Below are 17,208 nucleotides of genomic sequence, written 5' to 3'. Positions count from 1 at the left end.
GCCTGATGGAAAACTTTCTGGCGCTGACGATGGCCGATGAAACACCTGCCCACCTTCAGGGCAAAGGGGCCTCCTTTGACTGGCGCTGGCTGGCGCGCGGGGTACTGGAGTTCACGCCTGAGGTCGCGAGCGAGCGTGCCCTGGTGCTCTCGGCCGGGATCCACGGTAACGAAACCGCGCCGGTGGAAATCGTTGATCTGCTGGTGCGGGCGCTGTTTCGTGGCGAATTGACGCTACGCTGCCGCCTGCTTGTTATCTATGGCAATCCTCCGGCGCTGAGGGCCGATAAGCGCTACCTGACCTGCGATATCAACCGCCTGTTCAGCGGGCGCGGAGCGCAGTTTCCGGCCTGTGATGAGACCGCGCGCGCGGCGCTGCTGGAGGAGCTGGTGGGTGCGTTTTATCAGCAGGCAGGGGCCGACCGCTGGCATCTCGATCTGCATACCGCCATCCGCGCCTCGTATCATGAGCGTTTTGGCGTACTGCCCCAGCGCAATCAGCCGTGGGATGAGGCATTTATTCAGTGGCTGGGGGATGCCGGGCTGGAGGCGCTGGTCTTTCATCAGGCGCCGGGCGGGACATTCACCCATTTTAGCTGCGAACGCTTTGGTGCCCTTGCCTGTACCCTGGAGTTGGGCAAGGCGTTGCCGTTCGGCCATAACGATCTGTCGCGTTTTGCCACTACCCATCGGGCGCTGTTTGCTTTACTGAGCGGCGAGGCGCCAGCGCAACATGCTGAGCCTGTTGAGCACTATCGGGTGGTGCAGCAGATCACTCGCCGCAGCGAGGCCTTCGTGCTGCACATGGCGGCGCATACCCTCAACTTTACGCCATTTCGCCAGGGGGTATTACTGGCGGAGGATGGCGATGAACGCTACGAAGTGCACAAGCCGACCGAATATGTTCTGTTCCCGAACCCTGCCGTGGCCTTTGGTTTGCGTGCCGGACTGATGCTGGAAAAAATCACCTGACACTCCTCCAACCCCATCAGCTTAATGCGATGGGGTTGTTTATTTTCTCAGCCATTTCATTGTTCTCCTGTTTTATTACAGATTATTCCTGGCTGTTTGCTTTATTATTAATCTTCTTCCCGGTATACTCCTTCACAATCTCTTTAAAATCAGCCAGATGTATATTTCTGTTTCAACTCTCCACGCTTTATCCTTATTTTCTCCATATTTGACGATAATTTGTTTTTTACACTTTCATTGTTTTACCCTTGCTCTGATTAATTGACGATAAACCCCGTAAAGTGAATCTCGTCAACACGGCATAGCGCCGAAGAATAACTGAAAGGAAGGACAAAATTATGCGTAAATTAACTGCACTGTTTGTTGCCTCTACCCTGGCTCTGGGCGCTACCAGCGCGGCGTTCGCCGCAGATACCGCCACCACGACCGCGGCACCTGCCGAAAGCAAAATGATGCATCACAAAGGCAAGCCGGGTATGCATCACGACATGATGTTTAAAGATCTGAATCTGACGGATGCGCAGAAAACGCAAATCCGCGACATCATGAAAAGCCAGCGTGACCAGATGAAGCGTCCATCGGTTGAAGAGCGCCGCGCTATGCATGACATCATCGCCAGCGACAGCTTCGATAAAGCGAAAGCCCAGGCGCAGGTCGACAAGATGGCCGAGCAGAACAAAGCCCGCATGCTGGCGCACATGGAAACCCAGAACAAGATTTACAACATCCTGACCCCGGAACAGAAAAAACAGTTTGATGCGAATTTTGAGAAGCGTCTGACAGAACGTGCCGGGCCGGAAGGTAAAATGACCCCACCAGCCGAATAATCGGTTCAGCCATTCAAGACCGCCGGAGTCCTGTTCACCCAAGCATATTTGCTGTGGACAGGTCCGGCGGTTTTTTCTTTTCTGCCCTCTTGCCAGCCGCCGCCATCCCGGTATTCTCCTGTTATCGATTTGCAGAATGTGTTTGAAATTTCTGGCGTTACGGATTTTTTCGTCGTCAGGCTAAGGCCGTTGGACACGTCTGCCGATACTACACAGTGATGATCTAACGATAACAATCAAAAAGCGACCGCCCTGCGCGGGTTGCTCTGGCGCCTGTTGCGCCATTCGGAGTGGTGATGGAATTCTTTGATATCCGTAAAATGCCGATCAGCCTCTGGCGTAACGGGGCCGGTGAAACACGCGAAATATGTTGTTTTCCCCCCGCAACCCGGGAATTTAACTGGCGCGCCAGTATTGCCTCCCTCGCCAGCAATGGCGACTTTTCCGTCTCGCCTGGCATTGATCGGGTGATCACGCTACTGGAAGGAGGGGAAGTCCATCTTGATGGCGGCAATGCGTTTACGCATACGTTACAGCGTCATCAGCCCTTCAGCTTTGCCGGCGATCTGCCAGTCAAAGCAAAGCTGTTAGAGGGACAAATGTCGATGGATTTCAATATTATGACCCGCCGGGATCGCTGTCGGGCAAAGGTGCGGGTGGCGGATCGCACCTTTACCACGTTTGCGTCACGTGGCGGGGTGGTGTTTGTCCTGAGCGGCGCCTGGCAGCTGGGTGAGAAGCTGCTCACCGCCGATCAGGGCGCATGGTGGCACGAAGGCAACCATACGCTGCGGCTGCTGAAGGCGGAGGGAACGCTGTTGTTCAGCGAGATTTTTTGGCTTCCGGGGCACTAAGAGGAATGATCTCGTAGTTGCCGGTCAGCAGCGGCTTACAGAGAATTTTATACCCATCCTGATCAAAACCGGCGGGCGTGCGCAGCAGGTCCGCCGCCTCGTCCAGGCTGTCGACCGCGCCCAGCCAGAGCCAGTTATGGATAATATGGTAGTGGGTCATATCCGGGCGCGACTCTTTCAGCGCCACGGCGCTGTCCCACGGCCAGCAGGTGACACCAATCGCCTGCAACCCCTCGACTAAGCGCTGGTGATGATCCTCAACGCTCTCTTTCCCACAGCATGCTCCGGCACAGCGTTTCAGGGCGGAACGGAAACAGGCCCGCCCACGACTTAACGACTCCAGTCCCAGCAGGCCATAGCAGAGCTGACGCTCGTCGGCCAGGGTCTGCAGGGTTTGCAGCGCTGCCCGACGGTTGGCAAAGAGACCAAAAAGATTGGGGGTGTGCGAAAAATCGACCTCGCGGGCATAGACTATCTGCGGTTTGCCCTCGGTGATCTGCAGTGAGCAGAGCTGGCGATTGCGGCGCAGCCGTTTATTGAACAGCGGCTGCTGCTCCTTGATTAAACGGGCTTCCAGCAGCAGCGCGCCCAGTTCACCTGCAGTCTGGATCCAGGTAATACGCCGGGACTGGCGCAGCATGGCGGCTTCGTCCGGCGTGCGAAGATGCGACAGCACCCGGCTGCGAATGTTGACGCTTTTACCGATATATAGGGGCATGGCATCGCTGTCGCCATGAAAGAAATAGACGCCTGGCTGCTTCGGCAGTGCCTCCAGCCATGGGCGCAGATGTTCGGGATATTCATAGATAGCTGCTGCTTCGAATTCAAGCCGCGGTGCCGATTGACGCCTGCTCACAACATACTCCTGATACTGTTCAGGCATACAGTGTAGCAGCTGTGGTGTGGTTAAAAAAGAGGCGGCAGAGGCCGCCCCGACAGAATTATTGTTTCCAGAAGTCGTCGAATACCGTGATCGGCGGGCGACGTTTGTGTTCGGTCTTCAGATACCAGCCCTCGATAATCCGGGCGGTGCCTTCATCCAGCGTTTTGCCTTCCAGATAATCGTCAATGTTTTCATAGGTTACACCCAGCGCGGCCTCGTCGGGCAGAGAAGGGCGGTCGTCTTCCAGGTCAGCGGTAGGGGCTTTCTTATATAAATGCTCCGGGCAGCCCAGCGCGGCCAGCAATTGCTTGCCCTGACGCTTGTTGAGACGGAACAGCGGGTTAATATCTGTGCCGCCATCGCCATATTTGGTGAAGAAACCGGTCAGCGCCTCTGCCGCATGGTCAGTGCCCACCACCACGCCGCTGGTCATCCCGGCGATGCTGTACTGGGCTTTCATCCGCTCACGGGCCTTTTCGTTGCCGCGTACGAAGTCGCTCAGTTCAATGCCCGCGTCGCGCAACGCTTTTTCGCTGGCCAGCACCGCTTCTTTAATATTCACGGTCAGCACGCGATCCGGCTGGATGAAGGCGATGGCATCCTGACAATCCTGCTCATCGAACTGCACGCCGTAAGGCAGACGCACCGCGATAAACTGCAGGGATTCATTGCCTGTTTCTGCACGCAATTCGCTGATGGCCATCTGGGCGAGCTTCCCGGCGAGGGTGGAGTCCTGACCGCCGCTAATGCCCAGCACCAGCGACTTCAGAAACGGGAAGCGGGTTAAATAGGATTTCAAAAAATCGACGCTACGGCGGATCTCTTCTTCCGCATTAATGGTGGGTTTGGCACCCAGCGCCTGGATAATTTCTTGTTGCAGAGCCATTTAGCCCCTCCGTTACACAAATTTGCCTGATGGATGTTCTGTTAAAGCTAACTCGTCATGGGGAAAACGACAAGGATCACACATTTGAATTGGGTGAATCAGAGCGATTTAGTAGCTTATGCTTGAATTACAGGAATTTTCCGAAAAAACTTTGCCGTCACGCTTGAGGTTGAAAAATGTGGTTTTCTATTCCAGGCTTACTTAACACGCTGATAAACAAGAGGACGGAATATGAACAAGAATTTAGCAGGAATGTTAGGCGCAGCGGCAGTAATGACTTTACTGGCAGGGTGTACCGCGTATGACCGTACCGCTGACCAGTTTAAAGAACCCGTCGTAAAAGACGTTAAGAAAGGGATGAGCCGTGCACAGGTACAGCAGCTGGCCGGTAAGCCGTCATCAGAAGTGACGATGATCCACGCTCGTGGCACCTGCCAGACCTACATCCTGGGTCAACGCGATGGTAAAACTGAAACTTACTTTGTGGCCCTCGACGATACTGGCCACGTGATCAACTCCGGCTACCAGACCTGCGCGGAATATGACACCGATCCGCAGGCACCTAAAGCCTGATATCGCTTTTCCTGAGCAAAGCGACAAACCGGCCACCTGGCCGGTTTTTTTACGTCGCTACCCATCTTAATTCTCACCGCGAATTATTTACCTAAAATGTGAAGGGTGTCATAACACCAGGTCAAGGAGAGACAATTGTAGTCTCTTATGAATTATCTCCCGGATAGCAGTTGCCGTATACTCCATTCATCAGATACGCCAGCGAAGGATTCCGGTCGGTCAAGGCGGGAACATCGTGGCGAAGCGGTGAGCACATTAGAGGGAAATTGCTATGGAAAAGAAACATATCTATCTGTTTTGCTCAGCGGGCATGTCAACGTCACTGCTGGTGTCAAAGATGCGCGCGCAGGCAGAGAAGTACGAAGTACCTGTCGTGATTGAAGCGTTCCCGGAAACCCTGGCGGGTGAGAAAGGGAACAATGCGGATGTGGTGCTGTTAGGGCCACAAATCGCTTATATGTTGCCAGAAATTCAACGTCTGTTACCGAATAAACCGGTGGAAGTGATCGACTCTGCGCTGTACGGCAAAGTGGATGGTTTGGGTGTTCTTAAAGCTGCTGTAGCGGCGATTAAAAAAGCTGCTAATTAATTTAATTTATTATTTTTCCCGTCAAAGAGCAATTTCACACACACTTACGCCGCAATATTATTGCGGCATTTAAGGGCATTTTCTATGAGTAGATTTATTGCTGCGCTTGAAAAGGTACTCCTTCCTTTTGCAGTTAAAATAGGAAAGCAACCGCATGTCAACGCCATTAAAAACGGCTTTATTAAAGTTATGCCGTTAACCCTGGCGGGGGCCATGTTCGTTTTAATTAATAACGTTTTTCTTAGCTTCGGTGATGGTTCATTCTTCTATTCATTAGGTGTGCGTTTAGATCCCTCAACTATTGAAACGTTAAATGGTTTCAAAGCCATCGGCGGCAATGTGTACAACGGTACACTGGGTATTATGTCGCTGATGGCACCTTTCTTTATTGGGATGGCGCTGGCAGAAGAGCGTAAAGTTGACGCGCTGGCCGCCGGTTTATTATCTGTCGCTGCCTTTATGACCGTGACTCCCTACAGCGTCGGTGAAGCTTACGCGGTGGGGGCCAACTGGCTGGGCGGGGCAAACATCATTTCCGGTATCGTGATCGGCCTGGTCGTGGCGGAAATGTTTACCTTTATTATTCGTCGCAACTGGGTGATTCGTTTACCCGACAGCGTACCGGCATCGGTGTCGCGCTCATTCTCGGCGCTGATCCCTGGCTTCATTATTCTCTCCATCATGGGCACCATCGCCTGGGCGCTCTCTCACTGGGGCACTAACTTCCACCAGATCATCATGGACACCATCTCCACACCGCTGGCCTCTATGGGTGGCGTCGTGGGCTGGGCTTACGTGATTTTCACCTCCCTGCTATGGTTCTTTGGCGTACATGGCTCCCTGGCGCTGGCCGCGCTGGACAGCGGCATCATGACGCCGTGGGCGCTGGAAAACGTGGCACTCTACCAGCAGTACGGTTCCGTTGACGCGGCGCTGGCGGCCGGTAAAACCTTCCACGTATGGGCCAAACCGATGCTCGACTCCTATATCTTCCTGGGCGGTACCGGGGCGACACTGGGTCTGATTATCGCGGTGTTTATCACCTCCCGTCGTGCAGATCACCGTCAGGTGGCGAAGCTGGCGCTGCCGTCAGGCATCTTCCAGATTAACGAGCCTATCCTCTTCGGTCTGCCGATTATCATGAACCCGGTGATGTTTATTCCGTTTGTTCTGGTGCAACCGCTGCTGGCCGCCATAACCCTGACCGCCTACTACCTGGGCATTATCCCGCCGGTGACCAACATTGCGCCGTGGACCATGCCAGCGGGCCTGGGGGCTTTCTTCAACACCAACGGCAGCGTAGCGGCCTTCCTGGTGGCGATGTTTAACCTCGGTGTGGCGACCCTGCTCTATATGCCGTTCGTTGCCATCGCTAACAAGGCCCAGACCACCATTGATGAAGAAGAGAGCGAAGAAGAGATCGCTCTGGCACTGAAATTCTGATGTCGTCTGACGCGGGGCAACCCGCGTCAGTACAGGAGAAACGAAAATGTTTGATTTAGACCATGTTGTTGCAGAAGAAGTGGAAAACGTAGCAGAGAACGACCTTGAAGAAGTGGTGATGGGGCTTATCATCAACTCCGGTCAGGCGCGTAGTCTGGCGTACGGCGCCCTGAAAAAAGCCAAGCAAGGTGATTTCGATACGGCGAAAGAGATGATGGCCCAGTCGCGCACCGCGCTGAATGAAGCGCACCTGGTGCAAACAAAACTGATCGAAAGCGATCAGGGTGAAGGTAAGATGAAGGTCAGCCTGGTGCTGGTCCATGCCCAGGATCACCTGATGACCTCCATGCTGGCGCGTGAGCTGGTGGCGGAACTCATCGAACTTCACGAGAAAATGCAGTAAGTCAGACTGATAGCAGGAGGTCAGCGCAATGGAAATCACTACCGCCCGGGAACAACAGCTGTTCAATGGTAAAAATTTTCATGTGTTTATCTACAACAAGGTGGAGAGCATTAGCGGTCTGCATCAGCATGACTACTATGAATTCACCATTGTGTTGACCGGCCGCTATTTTCAGGAGATCAACGGCAAGCGGGTGCTGCTGGAGCGCGGGGACTTCGTCTTTATCCCCATGGGTTCCCATCATCAGAGCTTTTATGACTTTGGTGCCACGCGCATTCTCAACGTTGGCGTCAGTAAACGCTTCTTCGAAACCCACTACGCGCCGCTGCTGCCGTTCTGCTTTGTGGCCTCGCAGGTTTATCACGTCAAAAGTGAGTTCCTGAACTGGATCGACACTGTTATTGCCTCGCTTAACTTTCGTGACAGTGAATTTGATGAATTTATTGAAACGGTGACCTTCTATGTCGTCAACCGCTTACGCCACCATCGCGAAGAGCAGCAGGTGACGGACGATATCCCGCAATGGCTGCGTACCACCGTTGAAATGATGCACGACAAACTGCGTTTTGGGGAAAATGCGCTGGAGAATATGGTGGCCCTGTCGGGTAAATCGCAAGAGTACCTGACCCGGGCGACCCAGCGTTATTATCAGAAAACGCCGGTGCAAATAATTAATGAAATACGGATCAATTTCGCCAGAAAACAGCTGGAGATCACCAACTATTCGGTGACGGATATTGCTTACGAATCCGGTTATAGCAGTCCGAGCCTGTTTATTAAGACCTTCAAGAAATTGACCTCTTTTACACCTAACAGCTACCGGAAAAATATCACGGTTATTAATTAACGTCCGGCGGGATCACCGCCGGGAATAGCGATTTAAATGCTTGCCCTAAATATATGGGACGGGACCGCTATACTCTAATGGCGGATCTCCCAGGGAGAATATTATGCAAAAGAAACTGAAAGTCGTAACCATCGGCGGCGGAAGCAGCTATACCCCGGAATTACTGGAAGGGTTCCTCAAGCGTTATCATGAACTGCCGGTCAGCGAACTGTGGCTGGTGGACGTGGCCGAAGGCCAGGAAAAGCTCGATATTATTTTTGACCTGTGCCAGCGCATGGTTAAAAAAGCGGGCGTGCCGATGACCGTGCATAAAACCCTCGATCGTCGCCAGGCGCTGAAAGATGCCGATTTCGTCACCACCCAGCTGCGTGTTGGCCAGCTTAAGGCGCGCGAGCTGGATGAGCGTATCCCGCTGAGCTACGGCTATCTGGGTCAGGAGACCAACGGTGCCGGTGGCCTGTTTAAAGGGCTGCGTACCATTCCGGTGGTTTTCGACATCATCAAAGACGTGCAGGAGATCTGCCCTCAGGCGTGGGTGATCAACTTTACCAACCCGGCCGGTATGGTGACCGAAGCGGTCTATCGCCACACCGATTTCAAACGCTTTATCGGGGTATGTAATATCCCTATCGGCATGAAGATGTTTATCCGCGACGTGCTGGCCCTGACCGATAACGATGAGCTTTCCATCGACCTGTTCGGCCTGAACCACATGGTCTTTATCAAAGACGTGCTGGTTAACGGCGAGTCACGCTTCGCTGAACTGCTGGACGGCGTGGCGTCGGGCACCCTGAAAGCCAGTTCGGTGAAAAATATTTTCGACCTGCCGTTCAGCGAAGGGCTGATCCGCTCCCTGAATCTGTTGCCGTGCTCTTATCTGCTTTATTACTTCAAGCTGAAAGAGATGCTGGCGATTGAGATGGGCGAGTACTACAAAGGCGGCGCCCGGGCGCAGGTGGTGCAGAAGGTGGAAAAACAGCTGTTCGATCTCTATAAAAACCCGGATCTGAACGTGAAGCCGAAAGAGCTGGAGCAGCGCGGCGGGGCATATTACTCCGATGCGGCTTGCGAAGTGATCAACGCTATCTACAACGACAAGCAGGCAGAGCATTACGTCAACGTGCCGCACCACGGTCACATTGATAATATCCCGGCCGACTGGGCGGTGGAGATGACCTGCATCCTCGGTCGCGAGGGGGCGAAGCCGCATCCCCGCCTGACCCATTTCGATGACAAAGTGATGGGGCTGATCCACACCATCAAGGGCTTTGAAGTGGCGGCAAGTCAGGCGGCGCTCAGCGGCGAGCTGAACGACGTGCTGCTGGCCCTGAACCTCAGCCCGCTGGTGCAGTCCGATCGTGATGCCGAGAAATTGGCACGCGACCTGATTCTGGCCCATGAAAAATGGTTGCCAAACTTTGCCGCCACTGTCGATAAGCTAAAAAGTGAGCAGCACTAAGAGGGATGACTATGCAATATCTGCTGATCGTCAACGCCGATGACTTTGGCCTGTCAAAAGGCCAGAACTACGGCATTGTGGAAGCCTGTCGGCACGGCGTGGTGACCTCAACCACCGCCATGGTTAACGGCGATGCGATTGAGCACGCCGCTGAACTCAGCCGGGCGCTACCGGAACTGGGAGTCGGCATGCACTTTGTTCTGACGCTCGGTATGCCGCTGACGCCAATGCCAGGGCTGACACGGGAGGGGCAATTGGGCAAATGGATCTGGCAGATGGCAGAGCAGGGGACGTTGCCGCTCGATGAGATCGCCCGCGAGCTGGACTGTCAGTTCAATCGCTTTGTCGATCTTTTCGGACGTGAGCCGACTCATATCGACAGTCATCATCATGTGCATATGATCCCGGCCATCTTCCCCATTGTGGCCGAGTTTGCCCGCCGTAAAGGGGTGGCACTGCGGGTGGATCGTCACTCTGAAGGCTTCAGCGAACTGAACGCCGAACTCCCGCCGACCACCGACGGTTTCAGTAGCGCATTTTATGGCGAGGAAATCAGTGAAGCGCTGTTCTTGCGCGTGCTGGATCACTCTGTACAGCAGGGCGAGTGCTCGCTGGAAGTGATGGCGCATCCGGCCTTTGTTGATAACACCGTTCGTAAAAGCGCCTACTGCTGGCCACGCCTGACGGAACTTGATGTGCTGACATCGACCTCGCTGAAATATGCGATTGCCGAGCGCGGATATCGTCTGGGGACGTTCAGGGATTTGTGAGGAACAGCCCGGTAGCGCAAAGCTAACCGGGCAGAAAAAATACACCAGGCCGGGTGAGGCGAAGCCGCCACCCGGCTTTTTTTACGCCGGTATGCTGGCGATTTTGCTGCGACGCGACCAGACACGGTGCGCCGCCATTTGCAGGACCAGCTCGTCCATAAACGCGCCTGCCGCGGTATCGCCTTCAATAATCCCTTCTTCGCCTTGATCCGCTACTTTCAACAGCGGTTTGAACTGCCGCGCATCGCCTGCCAGCGCAATCGGCTTGAGGTGCTTGTAGGCTTCCAGCAGATAGTAGACGGCATCCCCGCTTTTCAGCAGACTCTGGATATCACCGCAGGGCACCACCACCGCATCGACGGTCAATGACGGCGATCCCTCAAAGGTGGCCGCCACCGGCAACACCGAGCCATCATCGGCGATTACGTCCCCCATTCGGGAGTAGAGCAGCTTGGCGTGTACACCTTTCGCCTTCAGCGCCTGCAGCACCGCCAGCACGTCACTGGCCCGCGGGGCGTCATTGAGTAATACCGCCACGACCCGGCCTTTGATATCGCCACCGGGAACGGCATACAGACTGAGAGCAGGGTCTTTTTTCACGCCGCTGACATCCTGCGGTGGGGCCATATTGCGTTGCGCCTCGCTGAGGGTCAGCCCCAGGTTGTCCGCTACGCCCTGGGCGAGGGTAATATCAATACGCGCCAGCTGATCGACCACCCGCTCACGGATATAGGCCCGCACCACTTTACTCAGCTCAAAGCTGAAGGCTCCGATAATGTGCTCCTGCTCGACAGGCGTCTGGCTTTGCCAGAACAGGCGAGGGTGAGCGTAATACTCGGCGAAAGAGGGGCTGCGTTCACGGATTTTGGACCCTTCCACGCGCTCCTGATACGACTCAAAACCGCCACGTTTTGGCCCCGGAGGGGTCTCGCGCGGCCAGTTGTCGTTGATGGAGTTTGGTTCGTAGTTGGCCGGATTGGTGTCGATCTCCATCCGATGCATCCCGTCACGCTGGAAATTATGGTACGGGCAGGTTGGCTTGTTGATCGGGATCTCGTGGAAGTTCGGCCCGCCCAGACGGCTGATCTGGGTGTCGGTGTAGGAGAACAGACGCCCCTGCAATAACGGGTCGTTGGTAAAGTCCAGCCCGGGGACGATATGCCCAGGGTGGAAGGCCGCCTGCTCGTTCTCGGCAAAGAAGTTATCCGGGTTACGGTTGAGCACCATTTTACCCACCAGTTGAACCGGTACCAGCTCCTCGGGGATCAGCTTGGTCGGATCGAGAAGGTCAAAATCAAATTTGAACTCGTCCTCTTCCGGGATCAGCTGGAAGCCAAGCTCATATTCCGGGTAATCGCCCGCTTCGATGGCTTCCCAGAGATCGCGGCGATGGAAGTCCGGGTCGCGCCCGGTGAGCTTCTGCGCCTCATCCCACACCAGCGAGGCTTTACCCGCCACCGGCTTCCAGTGGAAACGCACAAAGGTGGCTTTACCTTCGGCATTAATCAGCCGGAAGGTATGGATGCCAAACCCTTCCATGGTGCGATAGCTGCGCGGAATACCGCGGTCGGACATTGCCCACATCACGTTATGCAGGGTTTCGGGCTGCAGCGACACGTAATCCCAGAAGGTGTCGTGCGCGCTCTGCCCCTGCGGGATCGCCCAGTGTGGCTCTGGTTTTACCGCATGAACAAAATCGGGGAACTTGTGTGCGTCCTGAATGAAAAAGATCGGCGTGTTGTTACCCACCAGATCAAAAATACCCTCTTCGGTATAAAACTTGGTCGCAAAGCCACGAATATCGCGCACCGTATCGGCAGAGCCAGCGCCGCCCTGCACCGTGGAGAAGCGTACAAACACCGGAGTGATTTTCTCCGGGTCAGAGAGGAACGCGGCTTTGGTGATATCGCTCAGATTTTTGTAAGGCTGGAAATAGCCATGCGCAGCCGAACCGCGGGCGTGAACGATACGCTCCGGGATACGCTCATGGTCAAAATGGGTGATCTTCTCACGCAGGATGAAATCTTCGAGCAGGGTCGGACCGCGGGTCCCGGCGCGCAGCGAGTTCTGATCGTCAGCGATGCGCACCCCCTGATTGGTGGTGAGCGGACAGTTTTCGCCGCCTTTGCGTACGGCCTCCAGCGCGTTCAGCTTTTCATTGCCGGTATGCGGCGCCTTCAGGCTGCCGGGTGCCGTTGGCTCCTTACCCGGCGGGGTAGGAACAGGGCTGGCGAGGTGGGAACCATCGTCGGGAGCCAGTGAATCCATCCCGGGTTTCGCTTCGTTTTCGTCATGTACCGGGGATTGCTGCGGGTGGTGAGTCTTATCATTTTGCGACATTGCACTCGTCTCCTGTTTTCATTACTGAAACACGGTCATATTTGCGTTAAAACTCAATAACTATAGAACATTACGGGTAGAACACCGGGTGATAACCCGATCTCTGGCTGCCGCTTACGCTTGAGATGACACATGGGGCGCGACGCAGGAGGGGCAATCGGCTATCATAGGAATTTACTGATTTTTGAGTTTGCTTTAGTGAACCCGCTGCTTATGAAACCTCTTCGCCAACAAAATCGTCCTGTTATCAGTTACCAGCCCCGCGTTGAACCCGCGCCGCCAGAACATGCCAGCAAAATGGATGGCTTTCGTGACGTGTGGTTGTTACGCGGCAAATACGTGGCCTTTGTGCTAATTGGCGAGCGTTTTCGCCGTTCACCGGCGTTTAGCGTGCCGGAGTCGGCTCAACGTTGGGCGATGCAGGTCCGCCAGGAAGAAGAAGTTGAGGATTAACAGATAATAAAAAACCGCCTTCATCACTGAAGGCGGTTTTTTTTAGCAGGGGAGGCGCTTAGCGATGCGCCAGCTCCGCATGTTCATCGCTTTCCAGCACCGCTTTATCGGTCTGCTTCAGCCACTGGCTGGTGAGCGTACCGGCCGTCATTGAGCCGCTGACGTTCAGCGCAGTACGGCCCATGTCGATCAACGGTTCAACGGAGATCAGCAGTGCCACCAGCGTAACTGGCAGACCCAGCGCAGGCAGGACAATCAGCGCGGCGAAGGTCGCGCCGCCGCCCACACCGGCTACACCGGCAGAACTCACGGTCACAATCCCGACAAGGGTCGCAATCCAGACCGGATCCAGCGGGTTAATACCTACCGTTGGTGCAACCATCACTGCCAGCATCGCCGGGTAGAGACCAGCACAACCGTTCTGACCAATAGTCGCGCCGAAGGAGGCAGAGAAACTGGCGATCGATTCCGGCACGCCCAGACGACGGGTCTGCGCTTCCACGTTCAGTGGAATGGAGGCAGCGCTGGAGCGGCTGGTAAAGGCGAAGGTCAGCACCGGCCATACTTTACGGAAATATTTCAGCGGGCTGACGCCATTCACGCCGAGCAGGATGCCGTGAACCACAAACATAATGCCCAGGCCGAGGTAGGAGGCCACCACGAAGCTGCCCAGCTTGATGATGTCCTGCAGGTTAGAGCCTGCCACCACTTTGGTCATCAGCGCCAGAACGCCGTATGGGGTCAGCTGCATCACCAGACGCACCAGCTTCATCACCCAGCTTTGCAGGGTATCGATGGCGGTCAGGACGCGCTCGCCTTTCGGAGCGTCATCTTTCAGCAGTTTCAGCGCAGCCACACCGAGGAAGGCAGCGAAAATCACCACGCTGATGATTGACGTTGGGTTGGCCCCGGTCAGATCGGCAAACGGGTTTTTCGGGATAAAGGAGAGCAGCATCTGCGGTACGGTAAGATCCGCGACTTTACCCGCATAGTTGGTCTCGATGGCGGTCAGACGCGCGGTTTCCGCGGTGCCCTGCACCAGGCCTTCGGCGGTCAGGCCAAACAGGTTAGTAACCAGCACACCCACCAGGGCCGAGATCAGCGTAGTAAACAGCAGCGTGCCGATGGTCAGGACGCTGATTTTACCCAACTGAGACGCATTATGCAGACGGGCAACGGCGCTCAGAATAGAGGCGAATACCAGCGGCATGACAATCATCTGCAGCAGCTGGACATAGCCGTTACCGACCACGTTAAACCACTGGATAGAGTCTTTCAGTACCGGGTTGCTGGCACCGTAAATGGCCTGCAGCGCCAGCCCGAAGACCACGCCCATCACCAGACCGACCAGAACTTTTTTAGCGAGGCTCCACTGTTTGTGACGCGACTGCGCCAGCAACAACAGTAAGCCAACGAACACCACAATGTTCGCGATTAATGGAAAATTCATCCCCGTTCTCCTGATTGAATAGCAGATCGTATTAGGTCCGACCTTATTGCCGCAAGATTATCAGAAGTGTGATCGCGTCGCTTATATCCAAATGGAATGGGTTATGCCAAAACGCCTGAATTTGTCCAGTTACTGCTCACTTTGATGGTGAATAAAGCGATTGAACTGAAACTGCAGGGAATTGATCATGTGCGAAGACCAGCGCACGGCACCGTTTTCCGGCAGCGTCTGCGGCATCCACACCGCCCACGCGAACAGGGCCATGCACAGTGCGCGCTCTAACTGGTTGCCTTTTTGTGGGCGCAGGATCGGCAGACGAAAACGCCAGCGGCAGGGCCACAGCAGGGGAACACCCGCCGGAGTGAGCATGTCGGCCAGAATATGGCTCAGATAGCCCAGCACCATTCCCTGGATAGCATCCGCCGGGATCAGCCAGCTGTCGGGCACTTTTAAATAGAAGAGCGTGAGGGCGGCAAACACCGCCAGCAGACTATGGGTAAAACCGCGATGGCCGCAGGCGCGGGCAATGGGTTTGGAGATCCACTTCAGCCGCTGCCCGAGCAGCGACTTGGGGTGATCGATATCAGGTAACAGGCAGGTCAAAACTGCCGATGGCACAATATGCCACCAGTCGCCCTGCGCCAGCACAGGTGTAAGCTCAGCGTTTTTGGCAAACACTGCGCAGGCGAGAGAAAAGAGCAGATGACCTTCCGCCGTCATGATAAAACCCACTAAACTGTCAATGCATCCAGTATAGGGATTTTATACAGTATACGGAAGTAGTGACGGTGTAACTCTTTGTCACAAAGCGGTTAACGTGCGAGCCAGCCTCCATCGACGGCGAGGGTATAGCCGTTGACGTAATCCGAGGCTGACGAGGCCAGAAATACTGCCGGACCCTGCAGGTCTTCCGGCTTGCCCCAGCGACCCGCCGGAATGCGGTCGAGGATCTCTTTGCTGCGCTGCTCGTCGTCGCGTAACTGCTGGGTATTGTTAGTCGCCATATAACCCGGCGCAATGGCGTTCACGTTGATGCCATGTTGTGCCCACTCGTTAGCCAGCAGGCGGGTGATACCCAGCACGCCACTTTTCGATGCGGTATACGAAGGAACGCGGATCCCCCCCTGGAATGACAGCATCGAGGCGATATTAATGATCTTGCCGCCTTGCCCCTGGACGATGAACTGACGGGCCACGGCCTGCGACAGGAAAAAGACCGATTTGAGGTTGAGGTTCATCACGTCATCCCAGTCCTTTTCGCTGAAGGTCAGGGCATCTTCCCGGCGGATGGTGCCGGCGTTATTGACCAGAATATCCACGCGGCCCATCCCGGCGACGACCTGCTCGACGATATCATTGATGCCGTCCTGCTTGCTGAGATCGGCCTGGATTGCCATAAACCGGCGGCCCAGCGCTTTCACGCCTGCGGCAGTCTCTTCGGGGATCCGACGATTGACGCTCACGATGTCGCAGCCTGCCTGTGCCAGACCCAGCGCCATGCCCTGGCCAAGACCGGTATCACAGCCGGTTACGATGGCAACTTTTCCTGAAAGATTAAAGGCATCCAGTATCATACAAACCTCAGAAAGTAGGGGGGTATAGTTGTTCTGAGATAAGCATAGAAGCAGCAAATGGGAATATCAAATTAAAATGAAATGATGTTTTAAAAATTTTATGTGGATCATGTTTGCGGGCAACCCGGCGCTGCCCGCTGACATTAATTACCCGTGCAGATGCGCCACGGTAAGGTCCTGCAGTGAGTCGAGTTTAACGTCTGCCAGCGCGTAGCGGACGTCATGCCGGTTCTCCTCGGCGGGGACAACAATAGAGCGCATCCGCGCTGCTTTGCTGGCAATCATGCCGTTGACTGAGTCTTCCAGCGCCACGCAGGTGGTCGGGTCGACACCGAGCTTCGCGGCGCAGTCCATATATACCTGGGGGTGCGGTTTGCTGTAAGGCAGTTTTTCTGCCGAAGCCAGCGCATCAAAGCTGTCGTGCAGATCAAACATAATCAGCACTTTCTCCAGCATATGCAGCGGCGAGGCGGAAGCCAGGCCAACCTTCAGCCCCTGGGCCTTGCACAGGGCCACGGCTTCACATGCCCCTTTCAGCAGCGGACGGTTCTCTTCCACCAACGTAATCGCCCGGTTGATGATGCGGTCGGTCACCTCGTCACGGCCAGGGCCTGACCAGGGCTGGTGGGCATACCAGAGTTCCACCACCATATCGATACGCAGGCCCAGGGTATCCGGCAGTTCGTGACGGCGGCTGATATCCACGCCCAGGCTGGCCATCACATCCAGTTCGGCACGATCCCAGAGCGGCTCGGAATCAATCAGTAATCCATCCATATCAAAAATGGCTGCAAGAATTTGACGCGGGGTCGACATGCAACTTCTCCTTTCTTGGGGTGAGCAGTGATAAAGACTACTTAACCCCAGCAATTTACCATATCGCCTG

The 17,208-nt window shown here is 55.2% G+C and carries 18 protein-coding genes; 11 read left to right on the top strand and 7 right to left on the bottom strand.

From position 1 onward, the window contains the following. Positions 1-5: 5 nt before the first annotated feature. The 3 genes from astE to ves all read left to right on the top strand — a co-directional run bounded on the left by astE (position 6) and on the right by ves (position 2,652). Positions 6-971 carry a succinylglutamate desuccinylase gene (gene astE / locus ABIE02_RS02095; RefSeq protein WP_059308163.1) on the top strand — a complete coding sequence of 322 codons (966 nt, stop codon included), beginning with the start codon at positions 6-8 and terminating at the stop codon, positions 969-971. 338 nt (positions 972-1,309) lie between these two features. Next, a complete protein-coding gene (gene spy, locus ABIE02_RS02090; RefSeq protein ID WP_032617714.1) occupies positions 1,310-1,798 on the top strand; it encodes an ATP-independent periplasmic protein-refolding chaperone Spy in 489 nt (162 codons plus the stop codon). A 296-nt stretch (positions 1,799-2,094) separates the two neighbouring features. Continuing rightward, positions 2,095-2,652, top strand: coding sequence for an environmental stress-induced protein Ves (ves, locus tag ABIE02_RS02085; RefSeq protein WP_059308162.1), 558 nt, complete (start codon positions 2,095-2,097; stop codon positions 2,650-2,652). Here ves and cho read toward each other — a convergent pair. Both cho and nadE read right to left on the bottom strand, forming a co-directional pair. Next, complete coding sequence (gene cho / locus ABIE02_RS02080) at positions 2,621-3,508, bottom strand: excinuclease Cho (RefSeq protein WP_165717689.1); 888 nt, start codon at positions 3,506-3,508, stop codon at positions 2,621-2,623. The genes ves and cho overlap by 32 nt on opposite strands. An 85-nt stretch (positions 3,509-3,593) precedes the next feature. Further along, positions 3,594-4,421, bottom strand: a complete 828-nt coding sequence (gene nadE / locus ABIE02_RS02075) for an ammonia-dependent NAD(+) synthetase (RefSeq protein ID WP_032617717.1) — start codon at positions 4,419-4,421, stop codon at positions 3,594-3,596. A gap of 231 nt (positions 4,422-4,652) precedes the next feature. Here nadE and osmE point away from each other — a divergent pair, with 231 nt between their 5' ends. The 7 genes from osmE (at position 4,653) to chbG (ending at position 10,505) form a co-directional block, all read left to right on the top strand. Continuing rightward, a complete protein-coding gene (gene osmE / locus ABIE02_RS02070) occupies positions 4,653-4,994 on the top strand; it encodes an osmotically-inducible lipoprotein OsmE (protein WP_032617719.1) in 342 nt (113 codons plus the stop codon). A gap of 271 nt (positions 4,995-5,265) precedes the next feature. Beyond that, positions 5,266-5,583, top strand: a complete 318-nt coding sequence (chbB, locus tag ABIE02_RS02065; protein WP_032617720.1) for a PTS N,N'-diacetylchitobiose transporter subunit IIB — start codon at positions 5,266-5,268, stop codon at positions 5,581-5,583. Between the two features lie 84 nt (positions 5,584-5,667). Further along, the gene (gene chbC / locus ABIE02_RS02060) at positions 5,668-7,026 is read left to right on the top strand and encodes a PTS N,N'-diacetylchitobiose transporter subunit IIC (RefSeq protein WP_032617721.1); all 1,359 of its coding nucleotides are present in this window, start codon (positions 5,668-5,670) and stop codon (positions 7,024-7,026) included. A 46-nt stretch (positions 7,027-7,072) separates the two neighbouring features. Beyond that, complete coding sequence (gene chbA, locus ABIE02_RS02055; protein WP_032617722.1) at positions 7,073-7,429, top strand: PTS N,N'-diacetylchitobiose transporter subunit IIA; 357 nt, start codon at positions 7,073-7,075, stop codon at positions 7,427-7,429. 28 nt (positions 7,430-7,457) lie between these two features. After that, positions 7,458-8,276, top strand: coding sequence for a transcriptional regulator ChbR (gene chbR, locus ABIE02_RS02050; RefSeq protein ID WP_032617723.1), 819 nt, complete (start codon positions 7,458-7,460; stop codon positions 8,274-8,276). Positions 8,277-8,379: 103 nt separating this feature from the next. Next, the gene (locus ABIE02_RS02045) at positions 8,380-9,735 is read left to right on the top strand and encodes a 6-phospho-beta-glucosidase (protein WP_103792867.1); all 1,356 of its coding nucleotides are present in this window, start codon (positions 8,380-8,382) and stop codon (positions 9,733-9,735) included. Between the two features lie 11 nt (positions 9,736-9,746). Next, complete coding sequence (gene chbG / locus ABIE02_RS02040) at positions 9,747-10,505, top strand: chitin disaccharide deacetylase (RefSeq protein WP_336994718.1); 759 nt, start codon at positions 9,747-9,749, stop codon at positions 10,503-10,505. 81 nt (positions 10,506-10,586) lie between these two features. Here chbG and katE read toward each other — a convergent pair whose 3' ends face one another. After that, entirely contained in the window at positions 10,587-12,845 is a 2,259-nt protein-coding gene (gene katE / locus ABIE02_RS02035) for a catalase HPII (protein WP_077226390.1), read from the bottom strand. 198 nt (positions 12,846-13,043) lie between these two features. Here katE and cedA point away from each other — a divergent pair, with 198 nt between their 5' ends. Beyond that, the gene (gene cedA, locus ABIE02_RS02030; protein ID WP_071886525.1) at positions 13,044-13,298 is read left to right on the top strand and encodes a cell division activator CedA; all 255 of its coding nucleotides are present in this window, start codon (positions 13,044-13,046) and stop codon (positions 13,296-13,298) included. A gap of 58 nt (positions 13,299-13,356) precedes the next feature. Here cedA and ABIE02_RS02025 read toward each other — a convergent pair whose 3' ends face one another. The 4 genes from ABIE02_RS02025 to hxpB all read right to left on the bottom strand — a co-directional run bounded on the left by ABIE02_RS02025 (position 13,357) and on the right by hxpB (position 17,138). After that, positions 13,357-14,748, bottom strand: coding sequence for an L-cystine transporter (locus ABIE02_RS02025; RefSeq protein WP_032617728.1), 1,392 nt, complete (start codon positions 14,746-14,748; stop codon positions 13,357-13,359). A 129-nt stretch (positions 14,749-14,877) separates the two neighbouring features. Next, the gene (locus ABIE02_RS02020; protein ID WP_032617729.1) at positions 14,878-15,468 is read right to left on the bottom strand and encodes a metal-dependent hydrolase; all 591 of its coding nucleotides are present in this window, start codon (positions 15,466-15,468) and stop codon (positions 14,878-14,880) included. Positions 15,469-15,560: 92 nt separating this feature from the next. Next, a complete protein-coding gene (kduD, locus tag ABIE02_RS02015) occupies positions 15,561-16,322 on the bottom strand; it encodes a 2-dehydro-3-deoxy-D-gluconate 5-dehydrogenase KduD (protein WP_336994717.1) in 762 nt (253 codons plus the stop codon). Positions 16,323-16,469: 147 nt separating this feature from the next. After that, complete coding sequence (gene hxpB, locus ABIE02_RS02010) at positions 16,470-17,138, bottom strand: hexitol phosphatase HxpB (protein ID WP_130588991.1); 669 nt, start codon at positions 17,136-17,138, stop codon at positions 16,470-16,472. Positions 17,139-17,208: the final 70 nt, after the last annotated feature.

This window comes from Leclercia sp. 1548, assembly GCF_050435045.1.
In the GTDB taxonomy this organism is placed as follows: Bacteria; Pseudomonadota; Gammaproteobacteria; order Enterobacterales; family Enterobacteriaceae; genus Enterobacter; species Enterobacter adecarboxylatus.
Note: the sequence above shows the minus strand (reverse complement) of the source record. Positions and strands in the feature narration are given on the sequence as shown.

Excerpts from the sequence above, each read along its gene's own strand:
- chbC (WP_032617721.1), top strand. The coding sequence starts at position 5,668 with ATGAGTAGATTTATTGCTGCGCTTGAAAAGGTACTCCTTCCTTTTGCA.
- hxpB (WP_130588991.1), bottom strand. The coding sequence starts at position 17,138 with ATGTCGACCCCGCGTCAAATTCTTGCAGCCATTTTTGATATGGATGGA.
- ABIE02_RS02020 (WP_032617729.1), bottom strand. The coding sequence starts at position 15,468 with ATGACGGCGGAAGGTCATCTGCTCTTTTCTCTCGCCTGCGCAGTGTTT.
- ves (WP_059308162.1), top strand. The coding sequence starts at position 2,095 with ATGGAATTCTTTGATATCCGTAAAATGCCGATCAGCCTCTGGCGTAAC.
- chbR (WP_032617723.1), top strand. The coding sequence starts at position 7,458 with ATGGAAATCACTACCGCCCGGGAACAACAGCTGTTCAATGGTAAAAAT.
- chbA (WP_032617722.1), top strand. The coding sequence starts at position 7,073 with ATGTTTGATTTAGACCATGTTGTTGCAGAAGAAGTGGAAAACGTAGCA.
- kduD (WP_336994717.1), bottom strand. The coding sequence starts at position 16,322 with ATGATACTGGATGCCTTTAATCTTTCAGGAAAAGTTGCCATCGTAACC.
- chbB (WP_032617720.1), top strand. The coding sequence starts at position 5,266 with ATGGAAAAGAAACATATCTATCTGTTTTGCTCAGCGGGCATGTCAACG.
- ABIE02_RS02045 (WP_103792867.1), top strand. The coding sequence starts at position 8,380 with ATGCAAAAGAAACTGAAAGTCGTAACCATCGGCGGCGGAAGCAGCTAT.
- nadE (WP_032617717.1), bottom strand. The coding sequence starts at position 4,421 with ATGGCTCTGCAACAAGAAATTATCCAGGCGCTGGGTGCCAAACCCACC.
- astE (WP_059308163.1), top strand. The coding sequence starts at position 6 with ATGGAAAACTTTCTGGCGCTGACGATGGCCGATGAAACACCTGCCCAC.
- spy (WP_032617714.1), top strand. The coding sequence starts at position 1,310 with ATGCGTAAATTAACTGCACTGTTTGTTGCCTCTACCCTGGCTCTGGGC.
- chbG (WP_336994718.1), top strand. The coding sequence starts at position 9,747 with ATGCAATATCTGCTGATCGTCAACGCCGATGACTTTGGCCTGTCAAAA.
- osmE (WP_032617719.1), top strand. The coding sequence starts at position 4,653 with ATGAACAAGAATTTAGCAGGAATGTTAGGCGCAGCGGCAGTAATGACT.
- ABIE02_RS02025 (WP_032617728.1), bottom strand. The coding sequence starts at position 14,748 with ATGAATTTTCCATTAATCGCGAACATTGTGGTGTTCGTTGGCTTACTG.
- katE (WP_077226390.1), bottom strand. The coding sequence starts at position 12,845 with ATGTCGCAAAATGATAAGACTCACCACCCGCAGCAATCCCCGGTACAT.